Source organism: Kosakonia sp. YIM B13571 (assembly GCF_042788095.1).
Classification (GTDB): Bacteria; Pseudomonadota; Gammaproteobacteria; order Enterobacterales; family Enterobacteriaceae; genus Kosakonia; species Kosakonia quasisacchari.
Genome location: NZ_JBHZPL010000022.1, coordinates 1 through 15172, shown reverse-complemented (window position 1 = coordinate 15172; position 15172 = coordinate 1). Strand labels below are relative to the sequence as shown.

Annotated in this window: 16 protein-coding genes and 2 tRNA genes; 11 read left to right on the top strand and 7 right to left on the bottom strand. The window is 55.7% G+C overall.

Annotation, left to right across the window (positions count from 1 at the left end; genetic code table 11):
* Positions 1 to 215: 215 nt before the first annotated feature.
* The 7 genes from gutQ to srlA form a co-directional block, all read right to left on the bottom strand.
* The gene (gutQ, locus tag ACFX4O_RS24240) at positions 216 to 1181 is read right to left on the bottom strand and encodes an arabinose-5-phosphate isomerase GutQ (protein WP_380211838.1); all 966 of its coding nucleotides are present in this window, start codon (positions 1179 to 1181) and stop codon (positions 216 to 218) included.
* A complete protein-coding gene (locus ACFX4O_RS24235; protein WP_065370234.1) occupies positions 1174 to 1947 on the bottom strand; it encodes a DNA-binding transcriptional repressor in 774 nt (257 codons plus the stop codon). The genes gutQ and ACFX4O_RS24235 overlap by 8 nt, the downstream gene beginning before the upstream one ends.
* A 70-nt stretch (positions 1948 to 2017) precedes the next feature.
* Positions 2018 to 2374 (bottom strand): transcriptional regulator GutM, encoded by a 357-nt coding sequence (gene gutM, locus ACFX4O_RS24230; RefSeq protein ID WP_380211840.1) that lies wholly within the window; start codon positions 2372 to 2374, stop codon positions 2018 to 2020.
* A gap of 46 nt (positions 2375 to 2420) precedes the next feature.
* On the bottom strand, positions 2421 to 3200 hold the full coding sequence (gene srlD / locus ACFX4O_RS24225; protein WP_200552538.1) for a sorbitol-6-phosphate dehydrogenase: 780 nt from the start codon (positions 3198 to 3200) through the stop codon (positions 2421 to 2423).
* 17 nt (positions 3201 to 3217) lie between these two features.
* Complete coding sequence (gene srlB / locus ACFX4O_RS24220; RefSeq protein ID WP_097401482.1) at positions 3218 to 3580, bottom strand: PTS glucitol/sorbitol transporter subunit IIA; 363 nt, start codon at positions 3578 to 3580, stop codon at positions 3218 to 3220.
* A gap of 10 nt (positions 3581 to 3590) precedes the next feature.
* Positions 3591 to 4556: a PTS glucitol/sorbitol transporter subunit IIB gene (locus ACFX4O_RS24215; protein ID WP_131408810.1), complete on the bottom strand. Its 966-nt coding sequence runs from the start codon at positions 4554 to 4556 to the stop codon at positions 3591 to 3593.
* Positions 4553 to 5113 (bottom strand): PTS glucitol/sorbitol transporter subunit IIC, encoded by a 561-nt coding sequence (srlA, locus tag ACFX4O_RS24210; protein WP_131408812.1) that lies wholly within the window; start codon positions 5111 to 5113, stop codon positions 4553 to 4555. Before srlA ends, ACFX4O_RS24215 begins: the two co-directional genes overlap by 4 nt.
* A gap of 272 nt (positions 5114 to 5385) precedes the next feature.
* On the opposite strand from srlA, the gene mltB reads away from it, so the two are divergent.
* The 11 genes from mltB (at position 5386) to ACFX4O_RS24155 (ending at position 15170) form a co-directional block, all read left to right on the top strand.
* Entirely contained in the window at positions 5386 to 6468 is a 1083-nt protein-coding gene (gene mltB / locus ACFX4O_RS24205; RefSeq protein WP_131408814.1) for a lytic murein transglycosylase B, read from the top strand.
* Positions 6469 to 6695: 227 nt separating this feature from the next.
* Positions 6696 to 7370, top strand: coding sequence for a metal ABC transporter ATP-binding protein (locus ACFX4O_RS24200; protein WP_131408816.1), 675 nt, complete (start codon positions 6696 to 6698; stop codon positions 7368 to 7370).
* The gene (locus ACFX4O_RS24195) at positions 7367 to 8230 is read left to right on the top strand and encodes a metal ABC transporter permease (RefSeq protein ID WP_131408818.1); all 864 of its coding nucleotides are present in this window, start codon (positions 7367 to 7369) and stop codon (positions 8228 to 8230) included. The genes ACFX4O_RS24200 and ACFX4O_RS24195 overlap by 4 nt, the downstream gene beginning before the upstream one ends.
* Positions 8231 to 8242: 12 nt before the next feature.
* Complete coding sequence (locus ACFX4O_RS24190; protein ID WP_131409063.1) at positions 8243 to 9121, top strand: metal ABC transporter substrate-binding protein; 879 nt, start codon at positions 8243 to 8245, stop codon at positions 9119 to 9121.
* Between the two features lie 136 nt (positions 9122 to 9257).
* A complete protein-coding gene (gene pncC / locus ACFX4O_RS24185; protein ID WP_380211844.1) occupies positions 9258 to 9755 on the top strand; it encodes a nicotinamide-nucleotide amidase in 498 nt (165 codons plus the stop codon).
* Between the two features lie 89 nt (positions 9756 to 9844).
* Positions 9845 to 10909 carry a recombinase RecA gene (gene recA, locus ACFX4O_RS24180; RefSeq protein WP_131408822.1) on the top strand — a complete coding sequence of 355 codons (1065 nt, stop codon included), beginning with the start codon at positions 9845 to 9847 and terminating at the stop codon, positions 10907 to 10909.
* Between the two features lie 68 nt (positions 10910 to 10977).
* Positions 10978 to 11478: a recombination regulator RecX gene (gene recX / locus ACFX4O_RS24175; protein ID WP_131408824.1), complete on the top strand. Its 501-nt coding sequence runs from the start codon at positions 10978 to 10980 to the stop codon at positions 11476 to 11478.
* Between the two features lie 129 nt (positions 11479 to 11607).
* Positions 11608 to 14238, top strand: coding sequence for an alanine--tRNA ligase (gene alaS / locus ACFX4O_RS24170; RefSeq protein ID WP_380211846.1), 2631 nt, complete (start codon positions 11608 to 11610; stop codon positions 14236 to 14238).
* 238 nt (positions 14239 to 14476) lie between these two features.
* The gene (gene csrA / locus ACFX4O_RS24165; protein ID WP_007370562.1) at positions 14477 to 14662 is read left to right on the top strand and encodes a carbon storage regulator CsrA; all 186 of its coding nucleotides are present in this window, start codon (positions 14477 to 14479) and stop codon (positions 14660 to 14662) included.
* A gap of 337 nt (positions 14663 to 14999) precedes the next feature.
* Positions 15000 to 15092, top strand: a tRNA-Ser gene (locus ACFX4O_RS24160).
* Positions 15093 to 15096: 4 nt separating this feature from the next.
* Positions 15097 to 15170: transfer RNA gene (locus ACFX4O_RS24155), tRNA-Arg, on the top strand.
* Positions 15171 to 15172: the final 2 nt, after the last annotated feature.

The window sequence follows — 15172 nt, the reverse complement described above, 5'->3', positions numbered from 1 at the left end:
GGTGGATGTCGCTAACCTGCACCGGCTGGCGAAACGTCTGGGGTTAAAGCGGTAAAGGATTCCCACCTGGTCGATATCGTGCAGGTGGACGTCGCTAACCTGCACCGGCTGGCGAAACGTCTGGGGTTAAAGCGGTAAAGGATTTCTGCCTGCCAGAGATGGGTAAAGTGACGTCGCCAGCCTGCATCGGCTGGCGACGCGCCTGGACGAGAGGATTAAAGAATGCCTGCCTGGTAGAAGTCTTGCAGGTTGATGGCACCGACCAGCAAACCGGCGTCATCCACCACCGGCGCGGCGGCAATTTTGCGCTGCATTAAGCGCTCTTTAGCATCCACTGCGCGGCTGCCTGCCTCCAGCGTGATGCCACCAGGCGTCATCGCTTTATCAACCTGCGCGGTTAGCGCCCCGCCTGACACCAGCCAGCGGCGAAGATCGCCATCGGTAAACACCCCTTTTACATGGCGCTGCTGGTCGCACACCGCCACCAGACCCAAACCGGTGCGGCTCAGTTCCAGCATCGCGTCCATCACGCTGGTGGTAAGTTGCACCTGCGGGATCTGCTCCTCTTTGCGCATCAGATGGTGCACTTTATTGAGCAACCGCGCGCCAAGCGCGCCTGCCGGGTGAGAGCGGGCAAAATCCTCTTCATCAAACCCGCGCGCCTGCATCACCGCCATCGCCAGCGCGTCGCCCATCATCAACGTGTTGACGGTGCTGGAGGTGGGGGCCAGGTGCATTGGGCAGGCTTCGCGCTCGACCGAAATATCCAGTACCGCATGCGCGGCGAGCGCCAGCGGGGAACGCGGTTTGCCGGTCATTGCCAGCAGGGCGACAGATTTCTCTTCAAGGCGCGGCAGGATCAGATCCAACTCTTTTGCCGAACCGGAGTAGGAGATAAATAGCATCACGTCACGGCTTTCGATCATGCCGAGATCGCCATGCAGCGCTTCCGCCGGGTGAACGAAAAAGGCCGGTGTGCCGGTGCTGGCAAGCGTCGCCGCAATTTTTTTACCAATATGACCGGATTTGCCGATCCCGGAGACGATGATTTTCCCCTCGCAGTGCAGTACGGTTTCGGCGGCGCACACGAATGCTTCTCCGAGGCGATCCGGCAGACGGCTGGCTTCCTGAAGCTCCAGCAACAGGGTTTGCCGTCCGGCGTTAATTAAAGACTCACTCATGTTTTTCTCCGGCAATGATCACTTCGACACCTTTGGCTTCCAGCGCTGCGCGCACGTCGGCGGCGATCCCGGAATCGGTGATCAGCTTATCTACGCTCTCCAGGCTACAGACCACGTTTGGACTTTTACGGCCAAATTTGGAGGAGTCCGCCATCAGGATCACTTCCCGCGCGGCGTTGCACATCGCTTTGCTGACGGTGAACACCTCGTTAAAGGTGGTGACGCCCGCATTCAGATCGATACCGTCGGTGCCCATAAACAGCTTGTCGAAGCTGAAATGCTCAAAGGCGTTTTCCGCCAGTTGGCCATGGAATGAGGCCGATTTCTTACGGAAAGTGCCGCCCGGCATCAGGATCGTTTGCTCGTTATCCAGCTCAGAAAGAGCATTAACGATATGCAAACTGTTGGTCATTACCGTGATGTTATTGAAGTGGCTGAGCAGCGGCACCATTTGCAGCACCGTACTGCCCGCATCAAGGATGATCGAATCGCCGTCGTGGATGTAGGTCACTGCCGTTTCGGCAATCAGCCCTTTTTGCACGGTGTTGATAAGCGTCTTGTGATCAATCGGGGGATCGGCTTCATCTTTGTTGAGCACCACGCCGCCATAAGTGCGGATCACCGCGCCGGAATGCTCCAGCGCGACGAGATCTTTACGTATGGTCGTCCCTGTGGTGTCGAAGTAAGCTGACAGCTCTTCAACAGAACACTTTCCCTGCTTTTGCAGATGCTCAAGAATAGCCGCCTGACGCTGACGTGGTTTCATAGGCGCTGATATCCTGCGTTACGTTGCGAAATGATAATTTCGCAAGCTATTAGCGTTCACAACGAAATTATCAATGTTTCATTTTAAGCGCTAATGATAGAGCATTCTGACAGCTCGGATCATGGGGAAAGATCACATCAGGCTCTAATTCCTCTCTTTTTATCCCTATTAAGTGGTCGATTTTTGTTGGCCGGGCAAAAACAGTGAGACCGCGCATCAACAAGGTGTCGCTCACGCGGTCTTGTTGATCAAAGGCGACGGCCAGCACCACGCGCGGTTTGAAGCGCCCGCCGGAACGCCCAACGCCGACGCGCCCGCGCTGACACAGCGTATCGAAAGCTTTGTTAAACTGGCGGATTTGCCAGCCGCCAAGCGCCAGTTGGCTAAGCCAGGCAATAGCGGCAATGGTAATCAGGGCTGAAACCATAGCGATCTCCTTTTAAATCAGGCCCCCGCGCGGAGGGCCATACAGGTCAGAACATCACCTGGCCGCCGGTGACATTAATCGACTGGCCGGTGCAGTAAGAGGCTTTGGGGCTGGCGTAAAACATCAGCACGTTCAGCACATCCTGGTAATCGCAGCCGCGCTTGAGCGGCACTTTGTCGACGTAATATTGCTCCACTTCGTCCGCCGCGATGCCCAGTTTGCTGGCATATTGCGGGATAAGTGACTGGAACATCGGCGATTTCAGCAAGTTGCCCAGCATCAACGAGTGCACGGTAATGCCGTACTCTGCCAGATCCAGCGCCAGTGATTGCGTTAAGCCCACGCCGCCGAACTTCGCCGCGCTGTAGCCGGAGTTGTGCTTGCTGCCCACTTTGCCGGATTTGGAGTTGATCTGGATGATGCGCCCCTGAATGCCGTCGCGAATCATCAACTTCGCGAACTCGCGTGCGCAAAGGAAATAGCCCACCAGGTTCACCTGCAAGGAACGGTCGAAATCGCCGAGCGCGAAGTCGCTGATAAATGCCGCTTTGGCGATACCGGCGCTGTAGACCAGCAAATCCGCGCGGCCAAAAATCTCATCCACGCCGCGCGCCAGCGCCAGTACGCTGTGCTCGCTGGTGGCGTCCGCACCAAAGCCGTAGGCCATCCCTTCACCAAACTCGCTGTTGATCTCCTGGGCGACATTGGCCGCTTTATCACTTTGAATATCCACTACCGCCACGCGGTAACCTTCTGCGGCAAGCCCACGGCTAAGGAACGCCCCAAGGGTTTGTCCTCCACCAATGACAACGGCAACCTGTTTCATACTCTTCTCCTTACGACTTAAGCGACAAATTTCAAAATGCAGCCAGGGGCGATACCGTCCGGCACCGGGCCTGCGACGTGTACTGTTCCGGGGTATTCCGCCTGCGTTTGTCCATCGAAACGCAGGGTGATATGGCCCAGCTCGCGCAGATTCTGCTCGGCCACGTCGCCAACGGCAGTCACCGGGTAGCGGCGTTCGCCCAGTTCAAACTGCGCGCCGGGTAACAGCGCGCCCGAAAGCGCACCGTGGTTATGGATAAAACAGAACTCGGCGACATCCGCAGGCGCGCCTTCGCGGAAGGTGATCAGCATGTTGTCGCTCAGCGCGTCCGGGGCGCTTTCACCGATGTGGGTAATGGTGGTTTGATAAATCACACTCATAAAACACCCCTTATTGATAAATAAAACCGGAGACAAACCAGGCGACCAGCACCGTTGGCGCACCGGTTAAAAAGCGGCTGACCAGCACGGAGGGCACGCCGACGCGCACCGTATCCTGGCGTGCTTCCGCCAGCGACAAGCCCACCGGGATGAAGTCGCACGCCGCCTGGGCGTTAATGGCAAACAGCGCGGGCAGGGCGAGGTGCGGTGGGATATTTCCCAGGCCGATTTGCACGCCAATCAGCACACCGATGACTTGTGCAATCACCGCACCTGGGCCGAGGAACGGCGACAGCAGCGGGAAGGAGCAGATGAGCGCCAGTGTGACCAGCCCGAGCGGATGGCTGGCGAGCGGCGCAAGGCCGTGGGCGATCCAGTCGCCAAGCCCGGAGGCCATGATGATGCCGATCAGCGCCGAGACGAAGGCCATAAACGGCAGAATGGTTTTCAGCACCGTGTCGATGGTGTCGCGCCCGGCCTGAAACAGCACCGCGACCGCCGAGCCCATGCCCATGCCGACTTTTGCCAGCAGACCATCGCTCTGCTCAGTGATTTTTTTGCTGGTGTCGTAATCCTTTGCGACCGTGCGTTTTGGCGCGGCGGTTGGCGCTTCACCATGCAGATGGATATTTTCCTCTTTCACGCCAGAGACATAGATATCTTCGAGGATATACTGCGCCAGCGGGCCGGATTTTCCGGTCGCGTGGATATTCACCGTTGGGATGCGGCGTTTCGGATAAATACCGCAGCGCAGTGTGCCGCCACAGTCGATCACCGCGACGCCGATCTCCTCTGCTGGCGGTTCGCCCTCTTTAAAGCCATCTACCGCCTGCCAGCCGGTGAGTTGCGCCAGCTTGTCGACGATCGCCGGGCGTGTACCGGCGGTGATATAGACGATTTTCTTCTCGGTGCTGGCGTCGATTTCCAGTGGGCCGCCCCAGCCGCCCGCACCTTTTTCAATCACTATGCGTGTCATGATGTTGCTCCAGCGAGTTGGACTTTTTGTTCAAGCTGAATGCCCATTTTCTTCTCGAAAATGGCGGTGGTCAGGTCAGTCACCCAGCCGCGGAAGAAGTTGGTCACCAGGCCGACCAGCAGGTAGCTCACCGCCAGCGGGCCGAGCGGCAAGCCAAGGGTTGTCAGACCGTTGGCGATCCCCAGATAAACAAACAGCTCGCCAGGGTTGATATGCGGAAACAGGCCATTCATGGAGTGGCAACTGTAGGATGCGGCAGCGTAATAACTGGGTTTGTACTTCTCTGGCATAAAGCGCCCGAGGCTGAGCGTCATGGGGTTGCAGAAGACAAACGTGCCGACGCAGGGCAGTAGTAAATAACGGGCAAGCGGATTGCCCGCGCAGCGCTGGGCAAATTTTTCGATACGGTGTTGGCCAATAAAGTTAATCAGCGCGTTCATGATGACCAACAGGCTTATCAGTAGCGGCAAAATACCGGTCACCATGCCGGTGAACACTTCGCCGCCTTTCTGAAACAGCCCGATGAACCATTCGGCACCATGCGTAATGGCTTCCATTGTTCTCTCCTGTAGGGTTGTCGTTTTGTTGTTTAACCGTGCGCCATCATAATCATTATGAAAGGTTGAAATGTGTTATTTAGATCTCGTTATGAAAGAAAAAATGATCATTGTGAAAGTTTTTGCGAGAGGGAGCGGAATTAAATGAACGCGTAATGGACGGTGAAAAGTGAAGTGAGATTGCGTAAGCAGGCGTCGCGGCGCTTCCTTGTCGGTAGGCAGATGCTTTACCATACTTGCTCCTGGCTGAATTCGTTTAAAATGGATGTCCCATGTTGAAGCGTTGTTACGCAGCATTACTGCCTGCGTTTGTTATGCTCTGTGCCTGTAGCAGTAAACCCCCGCTCGCTGAAACCCCGCAAACCGCGTCGCCCGCGCCTTCCGGTGGTTTCCTGCTTGAGCCGCAGCACAATGTTCTGATGACCGGCGGTGACTTTGCCAATAACCCGGCGGCGGAGCAGTTCATCAATATGATGGTCAGCAAGCACGGTTTTGATCGCCAGCAGTTGCATGAAATCCTCTCGCAGGCCAAACGGCTGGATTACGTGCTGCGCCTGATGGATAAACAAGCGCCGACGACAGCGGGACCAACCGGGCCGAACGGCGCCTGGCTGCGTTATCGCAAGCAGTTCATCACCCCGGACAACGTGCAAAATGGTGTGGCGTTCTGGAATCAGTATGAAGATGCGCTTAATCGCGCGTGGATGGTTTACGGCGTACCGCCGGAAATCATCGTTGGCATTATCGGCGTGGAAACTCGCTGGGGCCGAGTGATGGGCAAAACGCGTATTCTCGACGGGTTAGCGACGCTGGCCTTCGCTTACCCGCGCCGCGCGGAATATTTCGCTAGCGAGCTGGAGACGTTTCTGTTGATGGCGCGTGATGAGAGTGATGATCCGCTCGATCTGAAAGGTTCTTTCGCTGGTGCAATGGGCTATGGACAATTTATGCCCTCTTCGTACAAGCAGTACGCTGTCGATTTCAACGGCGACGGGCATATCAACCTGTGGGATCCGGTGGATGCCATTGGCAGCGTGGCGAACTACTTCAAACAGCACGGCTGGGTGAAAGGCGATGTGGTGGCGATCCCAGCAAACGGCCAGGCGCCGGGGCTGGAAAATGGCTTTAAAACCAACTACAGCGTCGGGCAACTGGCGGCAGCGGGTTTAACGCCACAGCAGCCGCTGGGCGCGCACCAACAGGCGAGCCTGCTGCGTCTTGATGTCGGCACTGGCTACGAGTACTGGTACGGTCTGCCGAACTTCTTCACTATCACCCGCTATAACCACAGCACACACTATGCGATGGCGGTCTGGCAGCTCGGCCAGGCGGTTTCACTGGCGCGCGTTCGCTGATCCCTCTCCCCTCCTGCGGGAGGGGATTCTGAAACATTTCGATGCACTCCCGTTACGTATAGCGATTTACTTAATCATTCATACTGATTATTGTTATGTTATAACATATGAGGTGTGTGAATGATTCCCGTAACGCTGTTTTCCCTTTCCGGCACGATCCGTTTAGTGCTGGCAGCCGCGCTATTAGCGGTGCTTTGGCTCCTGACAAGCTGGGCGGTTGCGCTGCCATGATTGAACTTGATCATCTGGTCGCAGGCTACGATCGCCTCGCTATCACTCCGGCGCTGTGTGGCACGCTGGCGCGCGGCAGCATGACGGCGATTGTTGGCGCGAACGGCTGCGGCAAATCGACACTGTTAAAAACGCTGGCCGGGTTCTTACCGCCGGTTAGTGGGGTTTTGCGCTGGCAACCGGTGCGGCCAACCATCGGCTGGCTGGCGCAGCGTCACGCGCTGGAGTCGCAATTTCCGCTCACCGTACAGGACGTGGTGAGCATGGGTTGCTGGCCACGTGTTTCGCTGTTTCGTGGGTTGAACCGCGATGCCCGTAGTCGAATCGCCCAGGGACTGGAACGTGTTGGGCTAGCGGCAATGGTGCACGAGACGATAGATACGCTCTCCGGCGGGCAGTTTCAGCGCATGCTGTTTGCCCGCGTCTGGGTGCAGAACGCGCCGCTGGTCATGCTCGACGAGCCGTTTACCGGCATTGATGAAGCCACATCGCAACTGTTGATGGAGCAGATAGTGGACATGCATCGCGCCGGGCAAACCATTCTTGCCGTGTTGCACGATAGCGAGCGCGTGTCGCGCTACTTCCCGCAAACATTACGCCTCGGTGAACGTGTGGCGCAGTGGGGGGCAACAGCGCATATCGCGGCAAAAGATGAGGTGTGCAGCGCATGATCTGGCATCTCTTTTTCCAGCCGTTTATCGAATTTGGCTTTATGCGCCGCGCATTGGTGGTGTGTCTGGCGCTCTCCATCAGCACCACGGCGTTGGGCGTTTTTTTGCTACTTCGCCGCATGAGCCTGATGGGGGATGCGCTGTCGCACGCCATTTTGCCCGGCGTCGCGGTGGGCTATTTGCTAAGCGGGATGTCGCTGCTGGCGATGAGTATCGGCGGTTTTATCGCGGGGATCACCGTCGCGCTGGTGGCGGGCTGGGTAAGCCGCCGCACGCCGCTCAAAGAGGACGCCAGCTTCGCCGGTTTCTACCTCGGCTCGCTGGCGCTCGGCGTCACGCTGGTTTCGCTGCGTGGTTCCAGTGTCGATCTGCTGCATCTGCTGTTTGGCTCGATTCTGGCGGTCGATCGCGACTCGGCGCTGTTTGTCGCGGGCGTAGCCAGCCTGACGCTGATGGTATTGGCGTTTTGCTATCGCGGAATGGTCAGTGAAGCGTTCGACAGCGCGTTTTTGCAGGTTAACGCACCGCGTGCGCCGGGCCTGCTGCATGGGCTGTTTCTGGCATTGCTGGTGCTCAATCTGGTGGCTGGCTTTCAGGTGCTCGGTACATTGATGGCAGTGGGCGTGATGATGCTTCCTGCCGTAGCGGCGCGCTGCTGGGCGCGGACATTACCCGGATTATTGCTGCTGGCAGCCAGCATTGGTGCGTTGTGCGCCTGGCTTGGGTTAAGCCTGTCGTGGGTGGCGGGATTGCCCGCCGGACCGGCGATTGTGCTGACCGCCAGTGTTGTCTTCTTTTTTTCTATTTTATTCGGCACGCGCAGTGGGCTGGCTCACAGCCTGCGCGCACTTTTAACCTAGCAAGGGGAAATGATGAAACGGACAGGGTTTATTTTGGCGCTGGCGCTCGGCCTGGTGGTTCAGGGCGCAATGGCAAAAACATTAAATGTGGTCGCCAGCTTCTCCATTCTGGGTGATATCACCCAACAGGTCGGCGGCGATCACGTCAAGGTGACGACGTTGGTGGGGCCGGATGGCGATCCGCACACCTTTGAACCTTCGGCGAAAGACAGCGCACTGCTTAACAGTGCCGATGTGGTGGTGGTGAACGGTCTGGGGCTGGAAGGTTGGCTGGACCGTCTGGTGAAAGCCTCTGGCTTTAAAGGCCAGCTTGTTGTCGCATCAACCGGCGTTTCAACGCACACGCTGGAAGAAGATGGTGCAACGGTGACCGATCCTCACGCCTGGAACAGCGCCGCGAATGGTGCACTGTACGCAAAAAATATTCTTGCCGCGTTGGTGAAAGCCGATCCGGCTGACGAAGCCGCGTTGAATGCCTCCGGTCAGCGTTATATCGACCAGTTAAACAAGCTGGATAGCTGGGCGAAAGAGCGTTTCAGCGCGGTGCCGCAGGCGAAACGCAAAGTGCTGACCAGCCACGACGCCTTTGGCTACTTTGCTCGCGCTTATGGCGTTGATTTCATGGCGCCGCAGGGCATCTCTTCTGAAAGTGAAGCCAGCGCCGCACAGGTGGCCTCGCTTATCAAACAGATCAAAGCCGATGGTGTGAAAGTGTGGTTTATGGAGAACCAGCTGGATCCACGGCTGGTGAAACAGATCGCCAGCGCCACTGGCGCGCAACCGGGGGGCGAGCTTTACCCGGAAGCACTCAGTGCCAAAGGCGGGGTGGCAGATACCTATCAGAAAGCCTTTCGTCACAACGTCGACACTATCTATAACAGCATGAAGTAACCGGCAGTAAGCCACGCAGGCCAGCGCTCGCTGGCCTTTTTTCGGAAGCCTCCTCGTAAATTCGCCATCCCGTCCCCATCTTTTCGCGGAAAGTGGTATCTTTTCCGCCACAGTTTTTAGACGCACGGGAGCCATCATGACGGACAATGAATTAATGCAGCTCAGCGAACGCATCGGGCTGGCGCTTAAGACGCGCGACGCGACGCTGACGACGGCAGAATCCTGTACCGGCGGCTGGGTGGCGAAGGTGATCACCGATATCGCTGGCAGTTCCGCCTGGTTTGAACGCGGGTTTGTTACCTACAGTAATGAAGCGAAAGCCCAAATGATTGGTGTACAGCCCGCCACGCTGGATGCACACGGCGCGGTCAGCGAGCAGGTAGTGGTCGAGATGGCGATTGGCGCGCTGAAAGCGGCGCGCGCCGACTACGCGATTTCCATCAGCGGCATTGCCGGGCCAGATGGCGGCAGCGACGAGAAACCCGTTGGCACCGTTTGGTTTGGTATTGCCAGCGTCAGCGGGAAAGGGATCACACGCCGGGAATGCTTCCCTGGCGATCGCGAAGCGGTGCGCAGACAGGCAACCGCCTATGCCCTGCAAACCCTTTGGCAACATTTTCTACAAAATGCTTGATACTGTATGACCATACAGTATAATTGCGACAACAGAACAGTAATTCACCGCGGAGCGTAACGCGCTTCACTCTGCATGAAGGAGTAATCATGGCTATCGACGAAAACAAACAAAAGGCGCTTGCAGCCGCACTGGGTCAGATCGAAAAGCAATTCGGTAAAGGCTCCATCATGCGTCTGGGTGAAGACCGTTCCATGGATGTGGAAACCATCTCTACCGGTTCGCTCTCGCTGGATATCGCGCTGGGCGCTGGCGGTTTACCGATGGGGCGTATCGTCGAAATTTACGGGCCTGAATCTTCAGGTAAAACGACGCTGACTCTGCAAGTGATTGCCGCTGCGCAGCGCGAAGGTAAAACCTGTGCGTTTATCGATGCGGAACACGCGCTGGATCCGGTTTACGCTCGCAAACTGGGCGTTGATATCGACAATCTGCTCTGTTCTCAGCCGGATACCGGTGAGCAGGCGCTGGAAATCTGTGACGCGCTGGCGCGCTCCGGTGCGGTTGACGTGCTGGTGGTCGACTCCGTTGCGGCGCTGACACCGAAAGCGGAAATCGAAGGCGAAATCGGCGACTCTCACATGGGCCTTGCGGCACGTATGATGAGCCAGGCGATGCGTAAGCTGGCCGGTAACCTGAAACAGTCCAATACGCTGCTGATCTTCATCAACCAGATCCGTATGAAAATTGGCGTAATGTTTGGTAACCCGGAAACCACCACTGGCGGTAACGCGCTGAAATTCTACGCTTCTGTGCGTCTGGATATTCGCCGTATCGGTGCGGTGAAAGAGGGCGACAACGTTGTCGGCAGCGAAACCCGCGTGAAAGTGGTGAAAAACAAAATCGCTGCGCCGTTCAAACAAGCTGAGTTCCAGATCCTCTACGGCGAAGGTATTAACTTCTATGGTGAGCTGGTCGACCTTGGCGTGAAAGAGAAGCTGATCGAAAAAGCGGGTGCCTGGTATAGCTACAACGGCGATAAAATTGGTCAGGGTAAAGCGAACGCAACGGCCTGGCTGAAAGAAAACCCGGCGGCGGCGAAAGAGATCGAGAAGAAACTGCGCGAGATCCTGCTCAGCAACCAGAATTCCTCCGCTGAATTCACTGCCGATGGCAATGACGAAGGCGTTGAAGAAACCAACGAAGATTTCTGATAGTTTGAATGGTAATCAAGGGCTGCTGATGCAGCCCTTTTGCTTTTCTACGAACACAGGATTAATCCATGTCTGATAGTCCTTCTCGCCGCTCCGCCGTTTCCCGCCTGCGCGACCGGGCAATGCGGATTCTGGCAATGCGCGATCACAGCGAAAAAGAGTTTCGTCGCAAATTAACCGCGCCAGTATTGGGTAAAAACGGCCCGGAAGAACTGGATATCACGCCGGAAGAGATAGAAGAGATCGTTGCGTGGTGTCTGGAGCATAACTTTCTTGATGACATGCGCTTTGTGCGCCAGTTTATCGCCAGTCGCGCGCGCAAAGGTTATGGTCCGGCGCGCATTCGGCAGGAATTAAATCAGAAAGGGATCTCGCGAGAAGACAGCGAAAGCGCGCTACGCGAATGCGATATTGATTGGGTGGAGAGTGCCCGTGCACAGGCGCAGCGCAAATATGGCGAACCGCTACCGACCGAGTATGTCGCGAAAGTGAAAGTGCAGCGTTTTTTGCTCTATCGCGGCTTTATGCAGGAAGATATCCAGGAGATATGGCGAAATTTTGCCGACTGAGCGCATACGGGATTTTACTTCGCAGTAAAGAAAACTTATCTTATTCCCACTTTTTCCAGTAGCTGGCGCGTTTTCCATGTATGGCAACGGGCGGTTACCACATTTCGTTAGCTTGATTTCAGGATAATTATGAGCAAGAGCACCGCTGAGATCCGTCAGGCGTTTCTCGATTTTTTCCATAGTAAGGGACATCAGGTAGTTGCCAGCAGCTCCCTGGTACCGAATAACGACCCGACTCTGCTGTTTACCAACGCCGGGATGAACCAGTTCAAGGATGTGTTCCTTGGGCTCGACAAACGTAATTATTCCCGCGCTACCACAGCACAACGTTGCGTTCGTGCCGGTGGTAAACATAACGACCTGGAAAACGTCGGTTACACCGCACGCCATCACACATTCTTTGAAATGCTGGGCAACTTTAGCTTCGGCGACTACTTCAAACATGATGCTATTCAGTACGCATGGGAACTACTGACCGGTGAGAACTGGTTCAACCTGCCGAAAGAGCGTCTGTGGGTGACGGTATACGAAACGGACGACGAAGCGTACGAAATCTGGGAAAAAGAAGTAGGCGTACCGCGCGAGCGAATTATCCGCATCGGCGATAACAAAGGTGCCGCTTATGCCTCTGACAACTTCTGGCAGATGGGCGATACCGGTCCTTGCGGACCGTGCACCGAGATTTTCTACGATCACGGCGATCATATCTGGGGTGGCCCTCCGGGCAGCCCGGAAGAAGACGGCGACCGCTATATCGAAATCTGGAATATTGTCTTTATGCAGTTCAACCGCCAGGCTGATGGCACCATGGAACCGCTGCCTAAGCCTTCCGTGGATACGGGTATGGGCCTGGAACGTGTTGCCGCGGTGCTGCAACATGTGAATTCCAACTACGAAATCGACCTGTTCACGAAGCTGATTCAGGCGGTGGCAAAAGTGACCGGCGCGACCGATTTGGGTAACAAATCCCTGCGCGTTATTGCTGACCACATCCGTTCTTGCGCTTTCCTCATCGCCGATGGCGTCATTCCGTCGAACGAAAACCGTGGCTATGTGCTGCGTCGTATCATTCGTCGTGCGATTCGTCATGGCAACATGCTGGGCGCGAAAGACACCTTCTTCTATAAACTGGTTGGCCCGCTGATCGAGGTGATGGGTTCTGCCGGTGAAGATCTGCAACGCCAGAAAGATCAGGTTGAGCAGGTTCTGAAAACCGAAGAAGAGCAGTTTGCGCGTACGCTGGAGCGCGGTCTGGCGCTGCTGGACGAAGAGCTGGCAAAACTCAAAGGTGACACGCTGGACGGCGAAACGGCTTTCCGCCTGTACGACACTTATGGCTTCCCGGTGGATTTAACCGCCGATGTCTGTCGTGAGCGTAACCTGAAAGTTGACGAAGCAGGTTTTGAAGCCGCGATGGAAGAGCAACGCCGCCGCGCACGCGAATCCAGCGGTTTCGGCGCAGATTACAACGCGATGATCCGCGTTGATGGCGCGTCAGAATTTAAAGGCTATGACCATCTGGAACTGAACGGCAAAGTGACTGGACTGTTTGTCGATGGTAAACCGGTAAATGCGATAGCCGCAGGTCAGGAAGCGGTGGTTGTTCTCGATGAGACGCCATTCTATGCCGAATCTGGCGGCCAGGTGGGCGATAAAGGCGAACTGAAAGGTAATGGTTTTACTTTTGCCGTACAGGATACGCAGAAATATGGCCAGGCGATTGGTCATCTCGGTAAGCTGAGTAGCGGCTCGTTGAAAGTAGGCGACGGTGTGAAAGCGGAAGTTGATGAAGCGCGTCGTGCGCGCATCCGCCTGAACCACTCTGCCACCCACCTGATGCATGCCGCGCTGCGCGATGTTCTCGGTACGCATGTTGCGCAGAAAGGCTCGCTGGTCAATGACAAGGCGTTGCGCTTTGACTTCTCCCATTTCGAAGCCATGAAACCGGCGGAAATCCGCGCGGTTGAAGATCTGGTGAACGCGCAAATTCGTCGTAATCTGCCGATCGAAACGCATGTCATGGATCTGGAAGCGGCGAAAGCGAAAGGCGCAATGGCGCTGTTTGGTGAGAAATATGATGATCGCGTTCGCGTGCTGAGCATGGGCGACTTCTCTACTGAACTGTGTGGCGGGACTCATGCAACGCGTACCGGTGATATCGGGCTGTTCCGCATTGTGTCCGAATCCGGTACTGCAGCGGGTGTGCGCCGTATTGAAGCGGTGACCGGTGAGGGCGCGATTGCCAGCCTGCATGCGCAGAGTGACCAACTGCATGATGTCGCGCAGTTGCTGAAAGGCGATAGCCAGAACCTTGGCGATAAAGTGCGTACTGTTATTGAGCGTACTCGCCAGTTGGAAAAAGAGTTGCAGCAGCTTAAAGAGCAGGCGGCAGCGCAGGAGAGCGCTAGCCTGTCCGGCAAAGCTATCGATCTTAACGGCGTCAAACTGCTGGTTAGCGAGCTCGCTGGCGTCGAGCCGAAGATGCTGCGTACCATGGTGGACGATCTGAAAAACCAACTGGGTGCTTCAGTGATTGTGCTTGCCACCGTGGCGGAAGGAAAAGTTTCTCTGATTGCGGGTGTGTCGAAGGATGTGACTGACCGTGTGAAAGCAGGGGAATTGATTGGTATGGTTGCCCAGCAGGTCGGGGGTAAAGGTGGCGGACGTCCGGATATGGCGCAAGCCGGTGGTACTGATGCAGCCGCATTGCCTGCCGCTCTCGCCAGTGTAAAAGACTGGGTAAGCGCTAAACTGTCATAATTACAAAGCGAAAGCAGACGCCATAACCTTGCGGTTATGGCGTTGTTGCCACTACGCTATTGATAACGATAAAGTCAGGTTGAAGTCTTGTATATCGGCTAAACTTAGGTTTAACAGAATGTAATGCCGTGACTGCTTACACTTAGGTGTTTGTCATCGCTTACTTTTTGGCGTTATATGATGGATAATGCCGGGATACAGAGAGACCCGACTCTTTTAATCTTTCAAGGAGCAAAGAATGCTGATTCTGACTCGTCGAGTTGGTGAAACCCTCATGATTGGGGATGAGGTCACTGTGACGGTATTAGGGGTTAAGGGTAACCAGGTTCGTATCGGCGTTAACGCCCCTAAAGAAGTTTCTGTTCACCGTGAAGAGATCTACCAGCGTATCCAGGCTGAAAAATCACAGCAGTCGAACTACTGATTATTATCGCGTCTCGCTGTTTCCCAGCGAGACGCAACACCTCATTCTGATTTTCCCCTCGTTACATTTCCTTTTTATTGCACACTCGTTGTTTTCCTCTGTTACCCACTTCCTGGGCTGACGTATGTTCGCTATTTTTCTACAGCGGAACGGCAGAAATTCTGCTGAGAAAACATCCTTTTTGGCCTTTTTGCAGGCTAATTGCCTGCGAAGTGTGCAAACGATTCAGGGGCTGGAAAAAGTGTTTGACTTATAAGTCCCAGAAAGTAATATGTGCGCCACGCAGCGACGATGAGCCCTTAACAAGTTCTTCGAAGCACTCGAAAGAGACGCGTGTGGTGAGGTGGCCGAGAGGCTGAAGGCGCTCCCCTGCTAAGGGAGTATGCGGTCAAAAGCTGCATCCGGGGTTCGAATCCCCGCCTCACCGCCATTTTGCATCCGTAGCTCAGCTGGATAGAGTACTCGGCTACGAACCGAGCGGTCGGAGGTTCGAATCCTCCCGGATGCACC

Excerpts from the sequence above, each read along its gene's own strand:
- gutQ (WP_380211838.1), bottom strand. The coding sequence starts at position 1,181 with ATGAGTGAGTCTTTAATTAACGCCGGACGGCAAACCCTGTTGCTGGAG.
- ACFX4O_RS24235 (WP_065370234.1), bottom strand. The coding sequence starts at position 1,947 with ATGAAACCACGTCAGCGTCAGGCGGCTATTCTTGAGCATCTGCAAAAG.
- gutM (WP_380211840.1), bottom strand. The coding sequence starts at position 2,374 with ATGGTTTCAGCCCTGATTACCATTGCCGCTATTGCCTGGCTTAGCCAA.
- srlD (WP_200552538.1), bottom strand. The coding sequence starts at position 3,200 with ATGAAACAGGTTGCCGTTGTCATTGGTGGAGGACAAACCCTTGGGGCG.
- srlB (WP_097401482.1), bottom strand. The coding sequence starts at position 3,580 with ATGAGTGTGATTTATCAAACCACCATTACCCACATCGGTGAAAGCGCC.
- ACFX4O_RS24215 (WP_131408810.1), bottom strand. The coding sequence starts at position 4,556 with ATGACACGCATAGTGATTGAAAAAGGTGCGGGCGGCTGGGGCGGCCCA.
- srlA (WP_131408812.1), bottom strand. The coding sequence starts at position 5,113 with ATGGAAGCCATTACGCATGGTGCCGAATGGTTCATCGGGCTGTTTCAG.
- mltB (WP_131408814.1), top strand. The coding sequence starts at position 5,386 with ATGTTGAAGCGTTGTTACGCAGCATTACTGCCTGCGTTTGTTATGCTC.
- ACFX4O_RS24200 (WP_131408816.1), top strand. The coding sequence starts at position 6,696 with ATGATTGAACTTGATCATCTGGTCGCAGGCTACGATCGCCTCGCTATC.
- ACFX4O_RS24195 (WP_131408818.1), top strand. The coding sequence starts at position 7,367 with ATGATCTGGCATCTCTTTTTCCAGCCGTTTATCGAATTTGGCTTTATG.
- ACFX4O_RS24190 (WP_131409063.1), top strand. The coding sequence starts at position 8,243 with ATGAAACGGACAGGGTTTATTTTGGCGCTGGCGCTCGGCCTGGTGGTT.
- pncC (WP_380211844.1), top strand. The coding sequence starts at position 9,258 with ATGACGGACAATGAATTAATGCAGCTCAGCGAACGCATCGGGCTGGCG.
- recA (WP_131408822.1), top strand. The coding sequence starts at position 9,845 with ATGGCTATCGACGAAAACAAACAAAAGGCGCTTGCAGCCGCACTGGGT.
- recX (WP_131408824.1), top strand. The coding sequence starts at position 10,978 with ATGTCTGATAGTCCTTCTCGCCGCTCCGCCGTTTCCCGCCTGCGCGAC.
- alaS (WP_380211846.1), top strand. The coding sequence starts at position 11,608 with ATGAGCAAGAGCACCGCTGAGATCCGTCAGGCGTTTCTCGATTTTTTC.
- csrA (WP_007370562.1), top strand. The coding sequence starts at position 14,477 with ATGCTGATTCTGACTCGTCGAGTTGGTGAAACCCTCATGATTGGGGAT.